15 protein-coding genes are annotated in these 14,513 nt (G+C 64.9%); 5 read left to right on the top strand and 10 right to left on the bottom strand.

Annotation, left to right across the window (positions count from 1 at the left end; all coding sequences use genetic code 11):
* Positions 1–5 precede the first annotated feature (5 nt).
* The 3 genes from N536_RS0131540 to N536_RS0131530 all read right to left on the bottom strand — a co-directional run bounded on the left by N536_RS0131540 (position 6) and on the right by N536_RS0131530 (position 3,726).
* Positions 6–1,085 carry a tartrate dehydrogenase gene (locus N536_RS0131540; RefSeq protein WP_029117262.1) on the bottom strand — a complete coding sequence of 360 codons (1,080 nt, stop codon included), beginning with the start codon at positions 1,083–1,085 and terminating at the stop codon, positions 6–8.
* A 2-nt stretch (positions 1,086–1,087) separates the two neighbouring features.
* The gene (locus N536_RS40005; RefSeq protein WP_231514691.1) at positions 1,088–2,458 is read right to left on the bottom strand and encodes a cation:dicarboxylate symporter family transporter; all 1,371 of its coding nucleotides are present in this window, start codon (positions 2,456–2,458) and stop codon (positions 1,088–1,090) included.
* Positions 2,459–2,559: 101 nt separating this feature from the next.
* Positions 2,560–3,726: a mandelate racemase/muconate lactonizing enzyme family protein gene (locus N536_RS0131530; protein ID WP_029117261.1), complete on the bottom strand. Its 1,167-nt coding sequence runs from the start codon at positions 3,724–3,726 to the stop codon at positions 2,560–2,562.
* A gap of 135 nt (positions 3,727–3,861) precedes the next feature.
* On the opposite strand from N536_RS0131530, the gene N536_RS0131525 reads away from it, so the two are divergent.
* Entirely contained in the window at positions 3,862–4,563 is a 702-nt protein-coding gene (locus N536_RS0131525; protein WP_029117260.1) for a GntR family transcriptional regulator, read from the top strand.
* 31 nt (positions 4,564–4,594) lie between these two features.
* Here the strand turns inward: N536_RS0131525 and N536_RS0131520 are convergent, their stop codons facing one another.
* The 3 genes from N536_RS0131520 to N536_RS0131510 are packed head-to-tail and all read right to left on the bottom strand — an operon-like array spanning position 4,595 to position 7,021.
* A complete protein-coding gene (locus N536_RS0131520; protein ID WP_029117259.1) occupies positions 4,595–5,338 on the bottom strand; it encodes an NADPH-dependent F420 reductase in 744 nt (247 codons plus the stop codon).
* A gap of 21 nt (positions 5,339–5,359) precedes the next feature.
* On the bottom strand, positions 5,360–6,265 hold the full coding sequence (locus N536_RS40000) for a TIGR03619 family F420-dependent LLM class oxidoreductase (protein WP_051574895.1): 906 nt from the start codon (positions 6,263–6,265) through the stop codon (positions 5,360–5,362).
* 6 nt (positions 6,266–6,271) lie between these two features.
* Positions 6,272–7,021, bottom strand: a complete 750-nt coding sequence (locus tag N536_RS0131510) for an SDR family oxidoreductase (RefSeq protein ID WP_029117258.1) — start codon at positions 7,019–7,021, stop codon at positions 6,272–6,274.
* A gap of 132 nt (positions 7,022–7,153) precedes the next feature.
* On the opposite strand from N536_RS0131510, the gene N536_RS0131505 reads away from it, so the two are divergent.
* Positions 7,154–7,993 carry a helix-turn-helix transcriptional regulator gene (locus N536_RS0131505; protein WP_029117257.1) on the top strand — a complete coding sequence of 280 codons (840 nt, stop codon included), beginning with the start codon at positions 7,154–7,156 and terminating at the stop codon, positions 7,991–7,993.
* Between the two features lie 39 nt (positions 7,994–8,032).
* Here the strand turns inward: N536_RS0131505 and N536_RS0131500 are convergent, their stop codons facing one another.
* From N536_RS0131500 to N536_RS0131490, 3 genes are read right to left on the bottom strand one after another with little or no spacing between them, the layout of a single operon-like run.
* The gene (locus N536_RS0131500) at positions 8,033–9,040 is read right to left on the bottom strand and encodes an NADP-dependent oxidoreductase (protein WP_029117256.1); all 1,008 of its coding nucleotides are present in this window, start codon (positions 9,038–9,040) and stop codon (positions 8,033–8,035) included.
* Positions 9,037–10,038: an LLM class F420-dependent oxidoreductase gene (locus tag N536_RS39995; RefSeq protein ID WP_064751603.1), complete on the bottom strand. Its 1,002-nt coding sequence runs from the start codon at positions 10,036–10,038 to the stop codon at positions 9,037–9,039. The genes N536_RS0131500 and N536_RS39995 overlap by 4 nt, the downstream gene beginning before the upstream one ends.
* Positions 10,035–11,189: an acyl-CoA dehydrogenase family protein gene (locus N536_RS0131490; RefSeq protein ID WP_051574894.1), complete on the bottom strand. Its 1,155-nt coding sequence runs from the start codon at positions 11,187–11,189 to the stop codon at positions 10,035–10,037. The genes N536_RS39995 and N536_RS0131490 overlap by 4 nt, the downstream gene beginning before the upstream one ends.
* Positions 11,190–11,279: 90 nt before the next feature.
* On the opposite strand from N536_RS0131490, the gene N536_RS0131485 reads away from it, so the two are divergent.
* Positions 11,280–11,756, top strand: coding sequence for a helix-turn-helix domain-containing protein (locus tag N536_RS0131485; protein ID WP_029117254.1), 477 nt, complete (start codon positions 11,280–11,282; stop codon positions 11,754–11,756).
* Between the two features lie 26 nt (positions 11,757–11,782).
* Here N536_RS0131485 and N536_RS0131480 read toward each other — a convergent pair whose 3' ends face one another.
* Positions 11,783–12,949: a serine hydrolase gene (locus N536_RS0131480; RefSeq protein ID WP_029117253.1), complete on the bottom strand. Its 1,167-nt coding sequence runs from the start codon at positions 12,947–12,949 to the stop codon at positions 11,783–11,785.
* 117 nt (positions 12,950–13,066) lie between these two features.
* On the opposite strand from N536_RS0131480, the gene N536_RS0131475 reads away from it, so the two are divergent.
* Positions 13,067–13,894: an enoyl-CoA hydratase/isomerase family protein gene (locus tag N536_RS0131475; RefSeq protein ID WP_029117252.1), complete on the top strand. Its 828-nt coding sequence runs from the start codon at positions 13,067–13,069 to the stop codon at positions 13,892–13,894.
* A 42-nt stretch (positions 13,895–13,936) separates the two neighbouring features.
* The gene (locus N536_RS0131470) at positions 13,937–14,506 is read left to right on the top strand and encodes a TetR/AcrR family transcriptional regulator (protein WP_029117251.1); all 570 of its coding nucleotides are present in this window, start codon (positions 13,937–13,939) and stop codon (positions 14,504–14,506) included.
* Positions 14,507–14,513 lie beyond the last annotated feature (7 nt).

Here is a 14,513-nt window from a genome sequence, read left to right as displayed (position 1 = left end):
CCCGGTTAAGTCATCGCCACCGCGTCGGCGACCGCCTTGCCGAGGGTGTCGGTGGTGGCCGTGCCGCCCATGTCGGGCGTGAGTGACTTGGCGCCGCGGGCCAGCACGCTCTCGACCGCGTTGAGCACCGCGGCTGCCGCGTCGTGTTCACCGAGGTGCTCCAACATCATTGAAGCGCACCAGATCTGGCCGATCGGATTGGCGATCCCGCGGCCTGCGATGTCGGGTGCGGAACCGTGGACGGGTTCGAACAGGCTGGGGTAGGTGCGTTCGGGGTTGATGTTGGCGCTGGGTGCTATGCCGATGGTGCCGGTGCAGGCTGGGCCGAGGTCGGAGAGGATGTCGCCGAACAGGTTCGACGCGACGACGACGTCGAACCAGTCCGGGTGCATGACGAAATTCGCCGCGAGGATGTCGATGTGGTACTTGTCTACGTCGATTTCGGGGTAGTTGGCGGCCATTGCCTGCACGCGTTCGTCCCAGTACGGCATGGTGATGGAAATGCCGTTGCTCTTGGTGGCCGAGGTGAGGTGTTTCTTCGGACGCGTCTGCGCAAGTTCGAACGCGAACTTCAGGATTCGATCCACGCCGGTGCGCGTCATGACGGTTTCCTGCATGACGGTTTCGCGGTCGGTGCCCTCGAAGATCTTCCCCCCGATGCTGGAGTATTCGCCTTCGGTGTTCTCCCGCACGACATAGAAGTCGACGTCGCCAGGCTTACGTCCGGCCAGCGGACTGGGCACTCCAGGCATCAGCCGGACGGGCCGCAGATTCACGTACTGGTCGAATGCGCGGCGGAACTGCAGCAGGCTGCCCCACAGCGACACGTGGTCGGGCACCACCTCGGGCCAACCGACGGCGCCGAAGAAGATGGCGTCGAACCCGCGCAGTTCATCGAACCAGTTGTCCGGCAGCATCTTTCCATGCTTGACGTAGTAGTCGGCGCTGGAGTGGTCGAAGTGCTCGCAGTCGAGCGTGAAGTCGAACGCCGCGGCAGCTGCGTCGAGGACCCGCAGCCCTTCGGGGACCACTTCGGTGCCGATTCCGTCGCCGGGGATGACCGCGATGCGATGGGTGCTGGACATGGTTACGAGGATAGGTGGGCGGTGGCGCGGTCCGGGGAAGCGGCGACGACGGGATGGCCCTCGGCGGCTGGGGTTTGATCAGCAGCGGGCGCCTCGTCCGTGTCTTCGTCGTCGATACGGAACTCGATGTCACCAGCGAGTACCTCGCGGGCGCGCTCGTCGTCGAAGCCGTTCTCCCACTTGCCGATGACGATGGCGCCGAGGACGTTGCCGAGGACGTTGATGAAGACGCGTCCTTCGTTGAGCAGGCGGTCGATGCCGACGATCAGCGCCAGCGCGGCCAGGGGGACGTGGCCCACGGCAGTGATCGTGGACGCCAGCACGATGAACGCGCCGCCGGCGATTCCGGCGGTGCCCTTGCTGGTCAACATCATCACCCCGACCATGACGAGTTGCTGCTGCCAGGTCAGGTCGATGCCGACCGCTTGGGCCAGGAACAGCGAAGCCATGGTGAGGTACACCGCGGAGCCGTCGAGGTTGAACGAGAAGCCGGCGGGGATGACGAGCCCGACGACCGAGCGTTCCACGCCGAGGTGTTCGAGCTTGCGGACCAACTGGGGCAGCACGGCTTCGCTGGAGCAGGTGGACAGCGCGATGAGCAATTCGGTCTTGAAGTAGCGCATCAGGGTGAAGACGTTCAGGCCGCACGCACGGGAGATGAGGCCGAGGATGACGACGACGTAGATGACGCACGTTCCGGTGAACAGCAGGATCAGGAAGCCGAGGTTCTGCAGGCTCGATGCGCCGTACTTGGCGACCACCGAGGCGAGTGCGCCGAAGGTGCCGATGGGTGCCAGGCGCATCACCCAGCCCACGATCTTGAACACGACGTGGGACAGCGACTCGATGAGCGCTGTGATGGGGGCGCTGTGGGACTTGGTGACGTTGAGCGCGCAACCGATCAGCAGCGAGACCAGCAGGGCCGAGAGGATGGCGTGGCCGGTGATCGCGCCGAACAGGGAGTCGGGGATGACGTTGGTGATGAACTCGACGACGCCAATCTTCTCGCCGGAGTCGACGCCGGGAATCTTGCTGGCGTCCAGCGTGCTGACGTCGATGTTCATCCCAGCGCCGGGTTTGAAGACGTTGGCGACGACCAACCCGATCAGCATCGAACCCAGGGAGAAGACCAGGAAGTAGCCCAGCGCCTTGGCGCCGATTCGCCCGGCCTTGCGCAGGCTGTCCATCGATGCGATGCCAAGCGTGACCACGCAGAACACCACCGGGACGACGATCATCTTGACCAGGCCGATGAACCAGTCGTTGAGTGGGCTGACGGCCTTGCCGACGTCGGGCGCCAGGATGCCGACGGCAATGCCGAGGACGGCGCAGACGAGGACTTGGAACCAGAGTTGGCGGATCAGGGAAGCCAACCGACTTCTCCGTGGTGGTGCTTCGGTGGTGCTCGTTGAGGTGTTCATGGCACTGGTGCTCCTGAAGGGTCTGGCGGGTCCGGACGGGCTGTGACCGTCGGTCAGTGGTGCAGTTCGCGCAGCACCTCGTAGAAGGCGCTCTTGGCCTCGAAGCCAATGCCGGGGATCTCGGTGAGACCGACCCGACTGTCGGAGACCACGGCGTCGTCGGCGAAGCCGCCGGTTGGCTGGAACTCACCGGGGTACGACTCGTTGCCGCCGAGCTTGAGGGCTGCGGCGATGTGCAGCGAGAACTGGTGTCCGCCATGGGGAATGCAACGACGCGAGGACCAGCCGTGCGCCTTCAACATCTCCTGGACGCGGAAGTATTCGGTGAGCCCGTAGCTCAGGGCTGGGTCGACCTGGATGTAGTCGCGATCCGGACGCATGCCCCCGTATCGGATCAGGTTGCGGGCATCCTGCACGGAGAACAGGTTCTCGCCGGTCGCGATCGGGCCGCGGTAATTCTCGGACAAGATCGCGTTGAGTCGGTAGTCGAGCGGATCCCCGACTTCCTCGTACCAAAACAGGCCGTACGGCTCGATTGCGCGGCCGTAGTCCAGCGCCGTCTGCAGATCGAAGCGGCCGTTGACGTCGACCGCCAGACGGGAGCCGTCGCCGTCGAGGACCTCCAGCACGGCTTCGATGCGCTCGAGGTCATCGGCCAGATCGGTGCCGCCGATCTTCATCTTGACCACCGAGTAGCCCATGTCGAGAAAGCGGCGCATCTCGTCTTGCAGGTCGGTCAATGTCTTGCCCGGCGCGTAGTAGCCGCCTGCGGCGTAGACGAACACCGAGTCATCGGGCTGTCCGTCACCGTAGCGATCGGACAGGTAGCGGTAGAGCGGCTGCCCGGCGATCTTGGAGGCTAGGTCGAACAGGGCCATGTCCAGCACACCGATCGCGACGGAGCGTTCGCCGTGACCGCCGGGCTTCTCGTTGTTCATCATGATCGGCCAGGCGAGAGTCGGGTCCAGCTCGCCGGCCTCGTTGAGCAAGCTTTCCGGTGCGGCGTCCAACAGCCGCGGGATGGCACGGCGGCGCAGGATCGCCCCCGCGCTGTACCGCCCGTTGGAATTGAAGCCATATCCAACGACGGGCTCACCGTCGACCACCACGTCGCTGACGATGGCCACGATGGAGCAGTCCATCGAGCTGAAGTCGATCCACGCATTGCGGATCGAGGAACTGATCGGGACGACGCCTTCGTGAATGGAGAGGATCTTCATTTTCCGCCCTTCTTGTATCTTATAAGATGTGAGATGTAACTGATGACCGGCAATGTTAGACTGCTTGTGACCGCGAGCACAAGGGGTTTGTTGTGACACTGGTCACTCACGGCGGAGCGAAGAGACGGGGCGCACATGACGACACCGCAGGTCACCAACGTCTTCTCCAGCAAGAGCGACGTCGCCTATCACGAACTGCGACGCATGATCCTCACCGGTGACCTGCCGGCCGGATCGAGGCTGGCCCAGTACGTTCTCGCCGAACAGCTGAACATGAGCATCACCCCGCTGCGTGAGGCCATCCGGCGACTCAGCAGCGAAGGGCTCATCGAACTCGACAACCACAAGGACGCCCGGGTTTCCACGATCAGTGCACCCGAGGCACGTGAACTGTTCGAGGTCCGGCTGGCGCTAGATCCCGCAGCGGTCGAACTGGCCGCCGAGCGGCGCACCGATGACGACATCGCGTTGATGCGCGCCACGGTCGCGCGGTTACTTCCAGTGACGCGCAAGTGGGGAGAGGACGCACTGACCGCCCACAGCGACTTCCACCGTGCGCTCTATCTGGCCTCTCACAACGACGTGTTGATCAAGATGCTCGACGACGTGTGGGCGAAGTCCGACCGCTACCGGCGGTTGGGTCTCAAACTCCCGGCAGGTGAGGAGCCACGCACCATCGACCTCAACGAGCACCACCAGATCCTCGAACTGGTGATCGCGAAGGATGCGGCCGGCGCCGCCGCGCTCACCCGGCGCCACATCGAGAAGAGCCTGACCGCGGCGGCCATCAACGCGCTGGAAGGCCAAGGCGGGCAATCCGAATCGGCCACCGCCTGACGTTTTGCCTACGCCCGCAAGCGTTTCCGGATCACATGAACAGCACCCGGTTGATGCGGATGGCGAAATCCGGGTCGAGTTCCCATGCGTGGCCCAACCTCTCCTGGATCGCAGCCGCGGCGAGGTCTCGCCGCTTCGGTGATCGCGCCGCGTCGGCTGCCGCGAGGGCGGCAGGCATCTCCTCGCGGGTGAGGTCAGTGCAGTAACACGGCGTGCCCGGCTGTTGACGCCACGATTTGGCAAGCGGCCCGGCATCGAAGGCGTCGAATCCGGTGTCCTCGACCAGTGCCATGCCGACGTGGCGTTCCCTATCACCGTCGCCGGCGACCGGGATGGCGATGCGATCTGGACTCCCTGCGGGTTTACCCTTGCGCGCGAACGAATCCGAACCGATTGCGTTCCAGGCCTTGACGACCGGGCGGCCCAATTGTTCGGTGACCCAGAGGCTCTCGACCTGTCCGCCTTCGATGGCTTCGACCCGCTGGTCGCGCGAGGGGTAGTAGTTCGACGTATCGATGACGACCGTCTCGGCTGGCACGTCGGTGAACAGCGGTGCGACCTCCGGAATGCGGTTGAGGGGGATGGAGAGGATCACGACGTCGACGCCTACTACGGCGTCGGCTGCCGTCACCGCGCGTCCACCCGAGGACAGTGTGTCGACCGCGATGGTGTCTGGCCCGCGCGAGTTGGCGACCTTCACGTCGTGTCCGGCGGCGCTCAATCTTTGGGTCAACGTCTTGCCGATGAGCCCAACGCCGAGAATGCCGATCTTCATGTCTCTCCTCGTGCTGCTCGATTACAGGGGGTGCGACGGCGTTTGGCCAAACGCTTGGACTACCGTGCGCAGGATCTTTAGCGTCGCCCTTTGGACGTCCGGGGTGTCTGAGGGAAGGGTCAGCACGATGCGGCGGAAGCCGATCGCGACAAGCTCCTCGACCCGGCGCTTGAGCGCGTCGCCGTCACGGTCATCGGGGGCCAGCGGATGGGTGATGACCGAATGATCGAGATCGTCGAATGACCGCCCGGTAGTGGCCAGATGAGCGCGCAGATCCGCCATTAGCCCAGGCATCGCGTCACCCTGATCGACCGGCACCCAGCCGTCGCCGTATTCGACGATGCGGGGAAAGGCGAACTTGCCCGAAGCGCCGATCAGGACCGGCAGGCGCGCGCCGTTGATGGGTTTGGGGCCGCTGCGCATCGGCGGGAACCCGACGAAGTCGCCGTCGAACGCGGAGACCTCGTTTCCCCAGATTTCCCGCATCGCTAGAACGTTCTCGCGCACCACTTTCCAGCGGTCCTTGAACGCCACGCCATAGTCCGCCATCTCCTCGGCGCTCCACCCGCCGCCGACACCGATGATGACGCGTCCGGCCGATATTCGATCGAGCGTCGAGATCATCTTCGCCAGCCGTATCGGATGATGTTCCGCGACGAGCAACACCGACGTGCCGAGCGTCAGACTCTTCGTGGCCGCAGCAACGCTCATCAGCGCAAGCAGAGGGTCGTACAACTCGTTGAAGGCCTCGGGGATCTCCTTGTAGCTCTTGCGCTCCGACTTGAGACCGACCGGCATGTGCGAATGTTCGCCGAACCACAGCGATTCGAAGCCGTTCGATTCCAACCAGGAGCCCAGTAGGTCCGGTGCGAGGGTGTTAGCGGTCACTGCCGTGGCGACGCCGAACGACGGTCGGTCATTGGTCATCGTTGGTCAGTAGGCGCTGAGCATGGCGAAGACGTCGTCGTAGGAGCCGTTGGCCTGAGCGTCGCGCAGGAACTTGGCCCGCTCGACGACGAGCTCTGCTGCGTCGGGCTTCTCGCGCAGGAGCTCGAGGGTCTCGGTGAGGAACTCGTCCAACGGCATGGCCTGCTCGTCGTCCTGCTGGCCGAGCAGGGTCGTACGCACGCTCGGCGGCACGACCTCGATCACCTGGACGCCGGCATCGGCACCGGCAAGCTGGACGCGCAGGGTTTCAGAGAACGAATGCAGCGCTGCCTTCGTCGCGCTGTACGTCGGGGTGATGGGGAACGGTACGAACGCCAGTGCGGACGTGACGTTCACGACGACCGCGTCGGCCTTGCCCACCAGCAGTGGCAGGAAGGCGTACGTCATCCGGATCGTGCCGAGCAGGTTGATCGTGACGTGCTCCTCCGCGACCGCGAGGTCGGCCGGGTCGAGCACGTTCTCCTTCAGCATGACGCCGGCGTTGTTGATCAGGACGTTCAAATTCGGGTGGCTCGCGGCCAAGGTCTCGCTGGCCCGGGCAATCGAGTCGGGGTCCGCGACGTCTAGGACGAGCGCATCGATGCCCGGGTGCTCGGCCGTGATGTCGTCGAGGAGCTCCTTGCGCCGACCTGCGACGATCACCTTGTTGCCGGCCTCGTGCAGGCGTACGGCCAGGCCGAGCCCGATGCCCGAGGTGCCGCCGGTGAGCAGGATCGTGTTGCCGGTCATCTTCATGGGATCTCTTGTTCCTTCGTTGTTGCGTGGTCAGCGTCGACCGTAGGGCGGCTCGAGCAACAGCGGGAGAGAAGATTTATCCATGGATTGGTGATCTCTGGATAGTTGAGCGATATGCGGAGAGGATGGGGCATGGACAACAAGGCACTGGCGGACTTCCTGCGCCACCGGCGTGAAAGTTTGCGTCCGCGCGATGTCGGGCTGGTCGAGGGGCCGCGCCGACGAACTCAGGGTCTGCGCCGCGAAGAAGTCGCACAGCTCGCCGGGATGTCCACTGATTACTACGCCCGACTGGAACAGCAGCGGGCTCCGCAGCCCTCGGTCCAGATCACCACGGCTCTCGCACGGGCGCTGCGGCTGACGCTGGATGAAAGCGACCATCTGTTCGCGCTCATCGGACACAACGCCCCGGCCCGCTTTCGGCCGTCTGAACATGTCAGCCCCGCGCTGTTGCGGGTCCTTGACCGCCTGCACGACACCCCGGCCATGGTGCATAGCGACCTGGTCGACACGCTCGCGATGAACCCGTTGGCCGTCGCGCTCCTCGGTGATCAGACTCGCCACACCGGGCTGGCCCGCAGCGCGTTCTACCGCTGGTTCATGGATCCGGCCGAGCGCCTGGTGTTTCCCGAAGAGGTCCACGAAAGCCATGGCCGCGCCCATGCGGCGCGTCTGCGGGCAGCGCTGACAACGGGCAGCGATACCGCTCGAGCCGGCCGAATACTCGCCGAACTCACGGCACACAGCCCGGAGTTCGTTCGTATGTGGGAACTTCAGGAGGTCGTTTCGCGCTACGGCGACTGCAAGATGATCCTGCATCCCGAACTCGGCCGCATCGAAGTCGACGCCCAGGTTCTGTACACGGAGAACCTCGCCCAGGCTCTCGTGGTGCTGACCACTAGCCCCGGCACGGAAAGCCACAGCAAGCTGGAACTGCTCTCGGTCATCGGAACCCAGCAGCTTGCCCTCTGACGATCGGGGCGTGCTTCCGCGAAAGACCTACGGGTAGTGTCAGCGCCCGTTCACGGCCAGGATCAGTTTGCCCATGTTTTCGCCGCGGAACAGCTTGAGCAGTGTCTCGGGGAAGTCGGCGATGTCGCCGTGTTCGACTGACTCGTGGGACCGCAACTCGCCCGTCTCCAACCACTTGGCAAGCTGCTCAACGCCTTCCGGGTAGCGCTCGGCGTAGTCGAAGATGACGAAGCCCGTCATGGAGGCGCGGGCAACCAACAGCTGCATGTAGTTGGCGGGTCCCGACCCGGGGACGTTGTACTGCGAGACCGCGCCGCTCAAGACGATCCGTGCGCCGCGGGCCAACCGATTGAGGGCGGCCTCCAGCGCCGACCCACCGACGTTGTCGAAGAACACGTCGACCCCGTCGGGCGCATGTCTCTTCAGCTCTGATCGCAGGTGGGCGCTCTTGTAGTCGATGGCCGCGTCGAATCCCAGTTCGTCGACCAGCCACCGGCACTTCTGCTCACCACCGGCGATACCAATGGTGCGGCAACCGTTGATGCGGGCGATCTGGCCGACGATGCTGCCCACCGAACCTGCGGCCCCGGACACGAGCACTGTCTGACCCGGTAGCGGGCGCCCGACGTCGAGCAGTCCGAAGTAGGCCGTCAAACCGCTGATCCCCAAGGCTCCCAAGTGCACCGGCGCCGGCGCCACCGTGGTATCGACCTTGTTCACGCCCTCACCGTCGGACACCGCGTAACTCTGGACGCCGAACATGCCAGACACCTGATCTCCCACCAGGAATCGGTCGTGTCGGGATTCGACGACGGTGCCGATCGCCACGGCGCGCATCACCTCGTCGATCTTCATTGCGGGCATGTAGGTATCTCCGGCGTTCATCCCGGTGCGCGACCCCGGATCAATCGACAGGAAGTCGACCTCGACGACGAATTCGCCGTCGCGGGCAGCCGGCAACTCCTGTTGCACGATGCTCCAGTCATCGGCGGTGGGTAGCCCGACAGGGCGGGCGGCCATCCGGCACTGGGTGTTCAGTCGGGTCATATCGTGATCTCCTTCTTCGATGGGAAGTGTTGGTAACTCGACACACAGGACAGTGCAGCCACACCACCGGGATCCTCAGCAGTAGCAGGAGCCACCGCCACGGTGTCCGCACCGGCATCCAGATACTCCCGAAGACGTGCGGTGATCTGTGCGGCGCTCCCGATCGCCGCGACTTGCGCGATGAGTTCGACGGGAATCGCCGCCGCGGTCTCCGAGCGCCGCTGCCCGGCACGTGCGCGGGTGACGAGATCGGCGAATCCCAACTCGCAGAACATCTCCCCGTATCCTGGTGGGACGAGGTATACCGCGAGCTGACTACTCATCTGCCGCAACGCTGCCCGCCCCGGTGACAGCGCGAGTGGCACCCACACCGTCAGCTGCGGCGGAGTGCGCCCCGCAGCTGCGGCGTCGGCGTCGATTTGGCAGCGCACCTCTCGGACTCGCTGGGGTGACACGAGATTGAGGACGACCTCGTCGGCCAGCCGCGCCGCGACCCGGCACATGTTCGGGCCGAACGCGCCCACCGCGATGCGTGCCTCGGGCAGTGGGTGTCGTAACCGAAAACCCGTGCTCTGAACGAATTTACCGTCATACGCTGAGCGCTCGCCCTTCAAGATCGGCCCGAGGCATTCGATCGTCTCGCGCATCCGGACGGCGCCATGGCTCCAGTCGCGTCCGTGCCAACCCCCGACGATCGGCGGGCTGGAGGCTCCGAGCGCCACATCCACCGGGCTTCCGGTGAGCGAAGCAACCGAGCTGGCGCCGAGCGCGATAGACACTGGATTGCGCACGCTGATCGGCAACGGTCCGACCTTCAGGCGCAGCCCCGGCACGCGTAAACCAATCGCGGTGGCCAGCGCGAAGCCGTCGAAAATGGCCATCTCGCCGATCCACAGCGTGCCCAGCCCGGCGTCGCGGACGGTCTGCGCGATGTCGAGGGCTTCGGCGTCGGGTCGGTCCAGCCACAACGGAAGGGCAACCTGGATCCGCTGATTCACAACTGTGCGGTATTGGTGGGCAGGCCGAGCAGAAGCCGGCCCGTCAGTTCTCGGGATGCCTCGTTGACCTGAAAGTGCGCGGTGGCGGTGAAGGCGTCGCGAAACCGGCGCTGCAGTGGGGAATCGTCGTAGATCACGCTGCCGCCGGCAAGGTCGTACATGGAACTCACGACAGTCGCCGCGGTACGGACGCCGTGCGTGGCGGCGAGCCGCAGCCGGTTACGCGCGTCGACGGGCACCGGCCCCGGTCGCTGACTGGCTTGCCAAGCGTCCTCGATGGCCTGGTAGTACAGGGCGCGAGCGCCCTCCAGCGCGGCTTCTGCGGCAGCAACCGCCGCCTGGGTGGGCGCACGCTCGGCCAGCGTGCGACTCGACGCCCCGCTCTTCTTTCCAGCGGCGAGCTCGGCCAGATCGTCGATGGCAGCGCGCGCATTGCCCATCGCCGCCGCGGCGATACAGAGAGCGAAGAACCCCAACGGCGGGAACCGATACAGTGCCCGGTCGACCAGCGGGCCACCAGTCATCGTGAACACCCGGTCAGCCGGAACGAACACTTCGTCGGCCACCGAGTCGTGGCTGCCGGTGCCACGCAAGCCCAGGGTGTGCCACGTGTCGAGCACCTGCAGGTCGGACTTGGGCACGGCCACGATGCGTTGTTGGTCGTCAAGCATGCAACCGAAGAACAGCACGTCGGAGTGGCCGATGCCGCTGCAGAACGGCCAGCGCCCCGAGACGACGACGCCGCCGGGCACGTGTCGCGCCTTGCCGCGTGGCGCCCACACCCCTGCGCCGACGCCCCGTCCGGCCCCGAACAGTTCCTGACGGCTGGACTCCGGCAGATAGGCGACCGGCAGGCCGCTGGTGATCGCGATCGACACACACCAACCCGCCGATGCATTCCCGCGCGCCACCGCCTCTGCACAGCGCAATGCCGTACCCGGTGATAGTTCGAGGCCACCCAGCTCGGTTGGCGTACAGGCCCGCAACAGCCCCGAGTTCCGCAGCAGCTCAACGAGTTCAGTCGGCAGCCGACGCTCGGCGTCGATCTGGGTTGCCATACCGCGCGCGGCGTCACCAATGCGCGTGGCGACGGCCTCGATGTCGTCGTAGCCGGCTGTAGCGGCCGACGCACTCGAGTCGGTGGTGGTCATGTGTCCTCGCTTCCCTCAGCGGACGAAAGGCCTGGTTCAATATTCTTACCACCATCGGTTCAGTTTTTGAACCGGTACATTGGGAGAACCATGGTTTCCGAGGATCTGTCGCATCGCTTCGACGGCGAATCCGTCGCACGCGCGCTCGAAGTGGTCGGTGAGCGCTGGACGATGCTGATCATGCGCGAGGCGTTCTTCGGCGTCCGTCGCTTCGGCCAGCTCGCACGCAATCTGAAAATTCCCAGGCCGACGCTGTCGGCGCGATTGCGGACGCTCGTCGACGGCGGACTGCTCGAGCGCGTGCCCTACGCCCGTGACCCCGATCGCTACGAGTACCGACTGACCGACGCGGGGCACGAGCTGTTCGCGGCAATCGTGGTCCTCATGCAATGGGGCGATCGGCACATGCCCCACCCCAAGGGGCCGCCGATCGTCCTGCGTCACCAAACATGCGGCGACATCGCCGAACCGCGCCTCGATTGCGCACGCTGTGGCCAAGAGATCACCACCCGCAACGTCACCCCCGAACCCGGTCCGGGGTTCCGGGGTGACGGGCCGAGCAGTTGACAACGCCGAAACGCAAAGAACGTACCTCAGTCGAGGACGGCCGACTGAACGAGGTCGGCGTAGCGCTGGTGGCGCTCGGTGCTGTACGAGTCCTCCATCAGACCGGCAGAGAGAAAGACGTAGGAGATCTCACGGTCCGGATCGACCCAGAAACACGTTGAGCCCGAACCGATTCCGCCGAACGTTCCCGGCGAAGACAGCACCCCGAACGGGTGCATGAAGACCCCGGATCCGCGAACATAGAAGCCCCGCCCCAGATTTGCGGGCATTTCTGGCCATCCTCGCATTTGACGCGTGTAGTCCCACAGACTGTTCGGAAGATCGCCCGTGGCAATGGTGGTGGCACACCGCACCATCGCCGGACTCAACACCCGGACACCGTCGAGTTCGCCGCCGCGCCGCAGCGCCTCGGCGAATCGGAGCCAGTCCGCCGCGGTGGTGTAAGCGCCACCCGCCGGAATCTCCACTCCCTCGATGGCGGCCGCCGCCCCCACTCCCTCCACCAATTCGGGGGCGAAGAGGGCAGGTCCACGGTCACGGACACGCAGGGGAACCGCCCGCTCAATCAGATGCGCCCTCAGTCCGGCCCCGAGTGACGTGTCGAACATGCCGAGTGGCTCGATCAAGTCGTCAGTCAAGATCTGACCGAAAGTGCGCCTGCCACCGTCCAATCGGCGCACGACCTCGGCCAGGACGCTATGGCCGAGCACCGCCGAATAGCTGATGGTGGTCCCGGGAACCGATTGCGGGACCATGTTGCACACCGCGGCGGTGGTCGCCTGAATGTCGCCCAACACTTCGGGCGGAACTGGCGCCCCCAAGGGCAACCCTGCCTTGTGCAACAGAAGATCGGCAATGGTGGTGTTGCCCTTACCGTTTGCCGCGTACTCGGGGATGATTTCGCGGACCTGCGTGGTGAAGGCGACCTGCCCGCGATCGATGCGTTGGAGCACAGCGGAGCTAGTCATCGGCTTGAACATCGACATCGTGACGAAGACCGAGTCGAGTTGAACCGGGCGCCTGGCTGCCCGGTCGGCAAATCCGATCGCCTCGTGAAGGACGACCTCACCACGGCGGGCGACCAGGACCACTGCCCCGTCGTACATCCCGGCGTCGATGTCGGACGTGATGGCCGCCGGCAGGAGCGATAGACGTTCGGCGTCGATGCCGAGCGAATGTGTGGCAGTAGTCATGGACGGGTCCCTTCGTCGTGGCATTCAGCGTGCGGTGCGCTTGACAATGAGGATGATGCCCGTCATCCTCATTGTCAAGCGCCAAATGCGGTGCCCCAGAACAAAGGAACCTCACCAATGACTCCTTCATTGACCCAGTTCACGATCACCGAGGTGTCGGCGGAATACTGGCGGGTGACGTTCAGCAATCCGCCGATCAATCTGTGTGATCCGGACACCCTGCTGGAACTCCAGCACCTGGTCGGCCTCATCGAGTCCGCCGACACCTTGCGGGTGGTCGTACTCGACAGTGCTGACCCCGACTTCTTCATCAATCACTACGACGTTTCCCGGGTGGCGGATTTTCCCTTGGCGCCCGGCCCGACTGGTCTGCCGGCTTTCATCGACGCCACGACCCGGTTGACCAACTCGTCGGTCGTGACCATCGCGTCCATCCGGGGTCGCACGCGGGGTGGTGGTTCGGAGATCGCCTTGGCATGTGACATGCGCTTCGCGAGCCTGGAGCGAGCCGTCTTCGCCCAAATCGAAGTGGGTGCAGGCGTTTTCCCGGGCGGTGGCGGGATCGAGCGCCTACCCCTTCTCGTGGGACGAGGCAGGGCGCTGGAGATCGTCCTTGGCAGTGACGATTTCGATGCGGCGACGGCCGCTGACTACGGCTGGGTCAATCGTGCGCTGCCCGACGACGAGCTCGACGCTTACGTCGACAACCTCGCGCGACGCATCGCGTCGTTCGACAAGCCTGCACTCGCCGAGGCCAAGCGGCTGATCAACCGGAGGACGCTGGCGTCCGCTGACGACCTGGTGCAAACACAGGACGCCTTCCTCGCCGCCTTCTCGTGGCCGACCGTACACGAGAGGGGCGCCAGAATCCGCCAACGAGCCGATGACGTGGGTACCGACTTCGAGGCACGCTTCAGCCACTACCTGGCCGATCTCGGCACCTAGATAGCATCACACCGATGTCGCATCGGGGTTGGAGGTTCATTCGTGGGTAGTTCACAGGCCGACAAGGCGGCGAGTCACGATCGAATCGTCGACATCGCTTCAGCCCGAATGCGCCGCAATGGCATCAAGGGTGTCGGCGTCGCGGAGCTGATGAAGGAAGCCGGCCTGACGCACGGCGGCTTCTACCGACACTTCGAATCCCGAGAAGATCTGGTCGCCGTCGCGGTGGAGCGCGCCTTGACCCAAGGAAGTGAGCGGACGGTCGATACGGCCGCCCAAGGTGGCAGAGGGGCGTTCGAGGCGATCGTCGACGACTACCTGAGTCGTGCCCACCGCGACCAGCCAGAGGCCGGATGTGCAGTGGCTGCATTGGCCGAGGACATATCGCGCGGGGATGACCGGCCCCGCGTGGCCTACGGTCGCAAAGTCGAGGAGTATCTCGAGCTTTTCGCTGGACTGGCGTCGAGTTCGGACCCTGGGGCAGATCGACGTCGCGCCTACCTCGTACTCAGCGCGCTTGTTGGCGCCATTGCGATGGCGCGAGCCGTCGGCGATGGCGACCTGTCCGATGACATCCTCGCCGAGACTGCGGCGGCACTGAAGGCTCTGTAGATCTAAC

The organism is Mycobacterium sp. URHB0044, from assembly GCF_000620625.1.
In the GTDB taxonomy this organism is placed as follows: Bacteria; Actinomycetota; Actinomycetes; order Mycobacteriales; family Mycobacteriaceae; genus Mycobacterium.
Note: the sequence above shows the minus strand (reverse complement) of the source record. Positions and strands in the feature narration are given on the sequence as shown.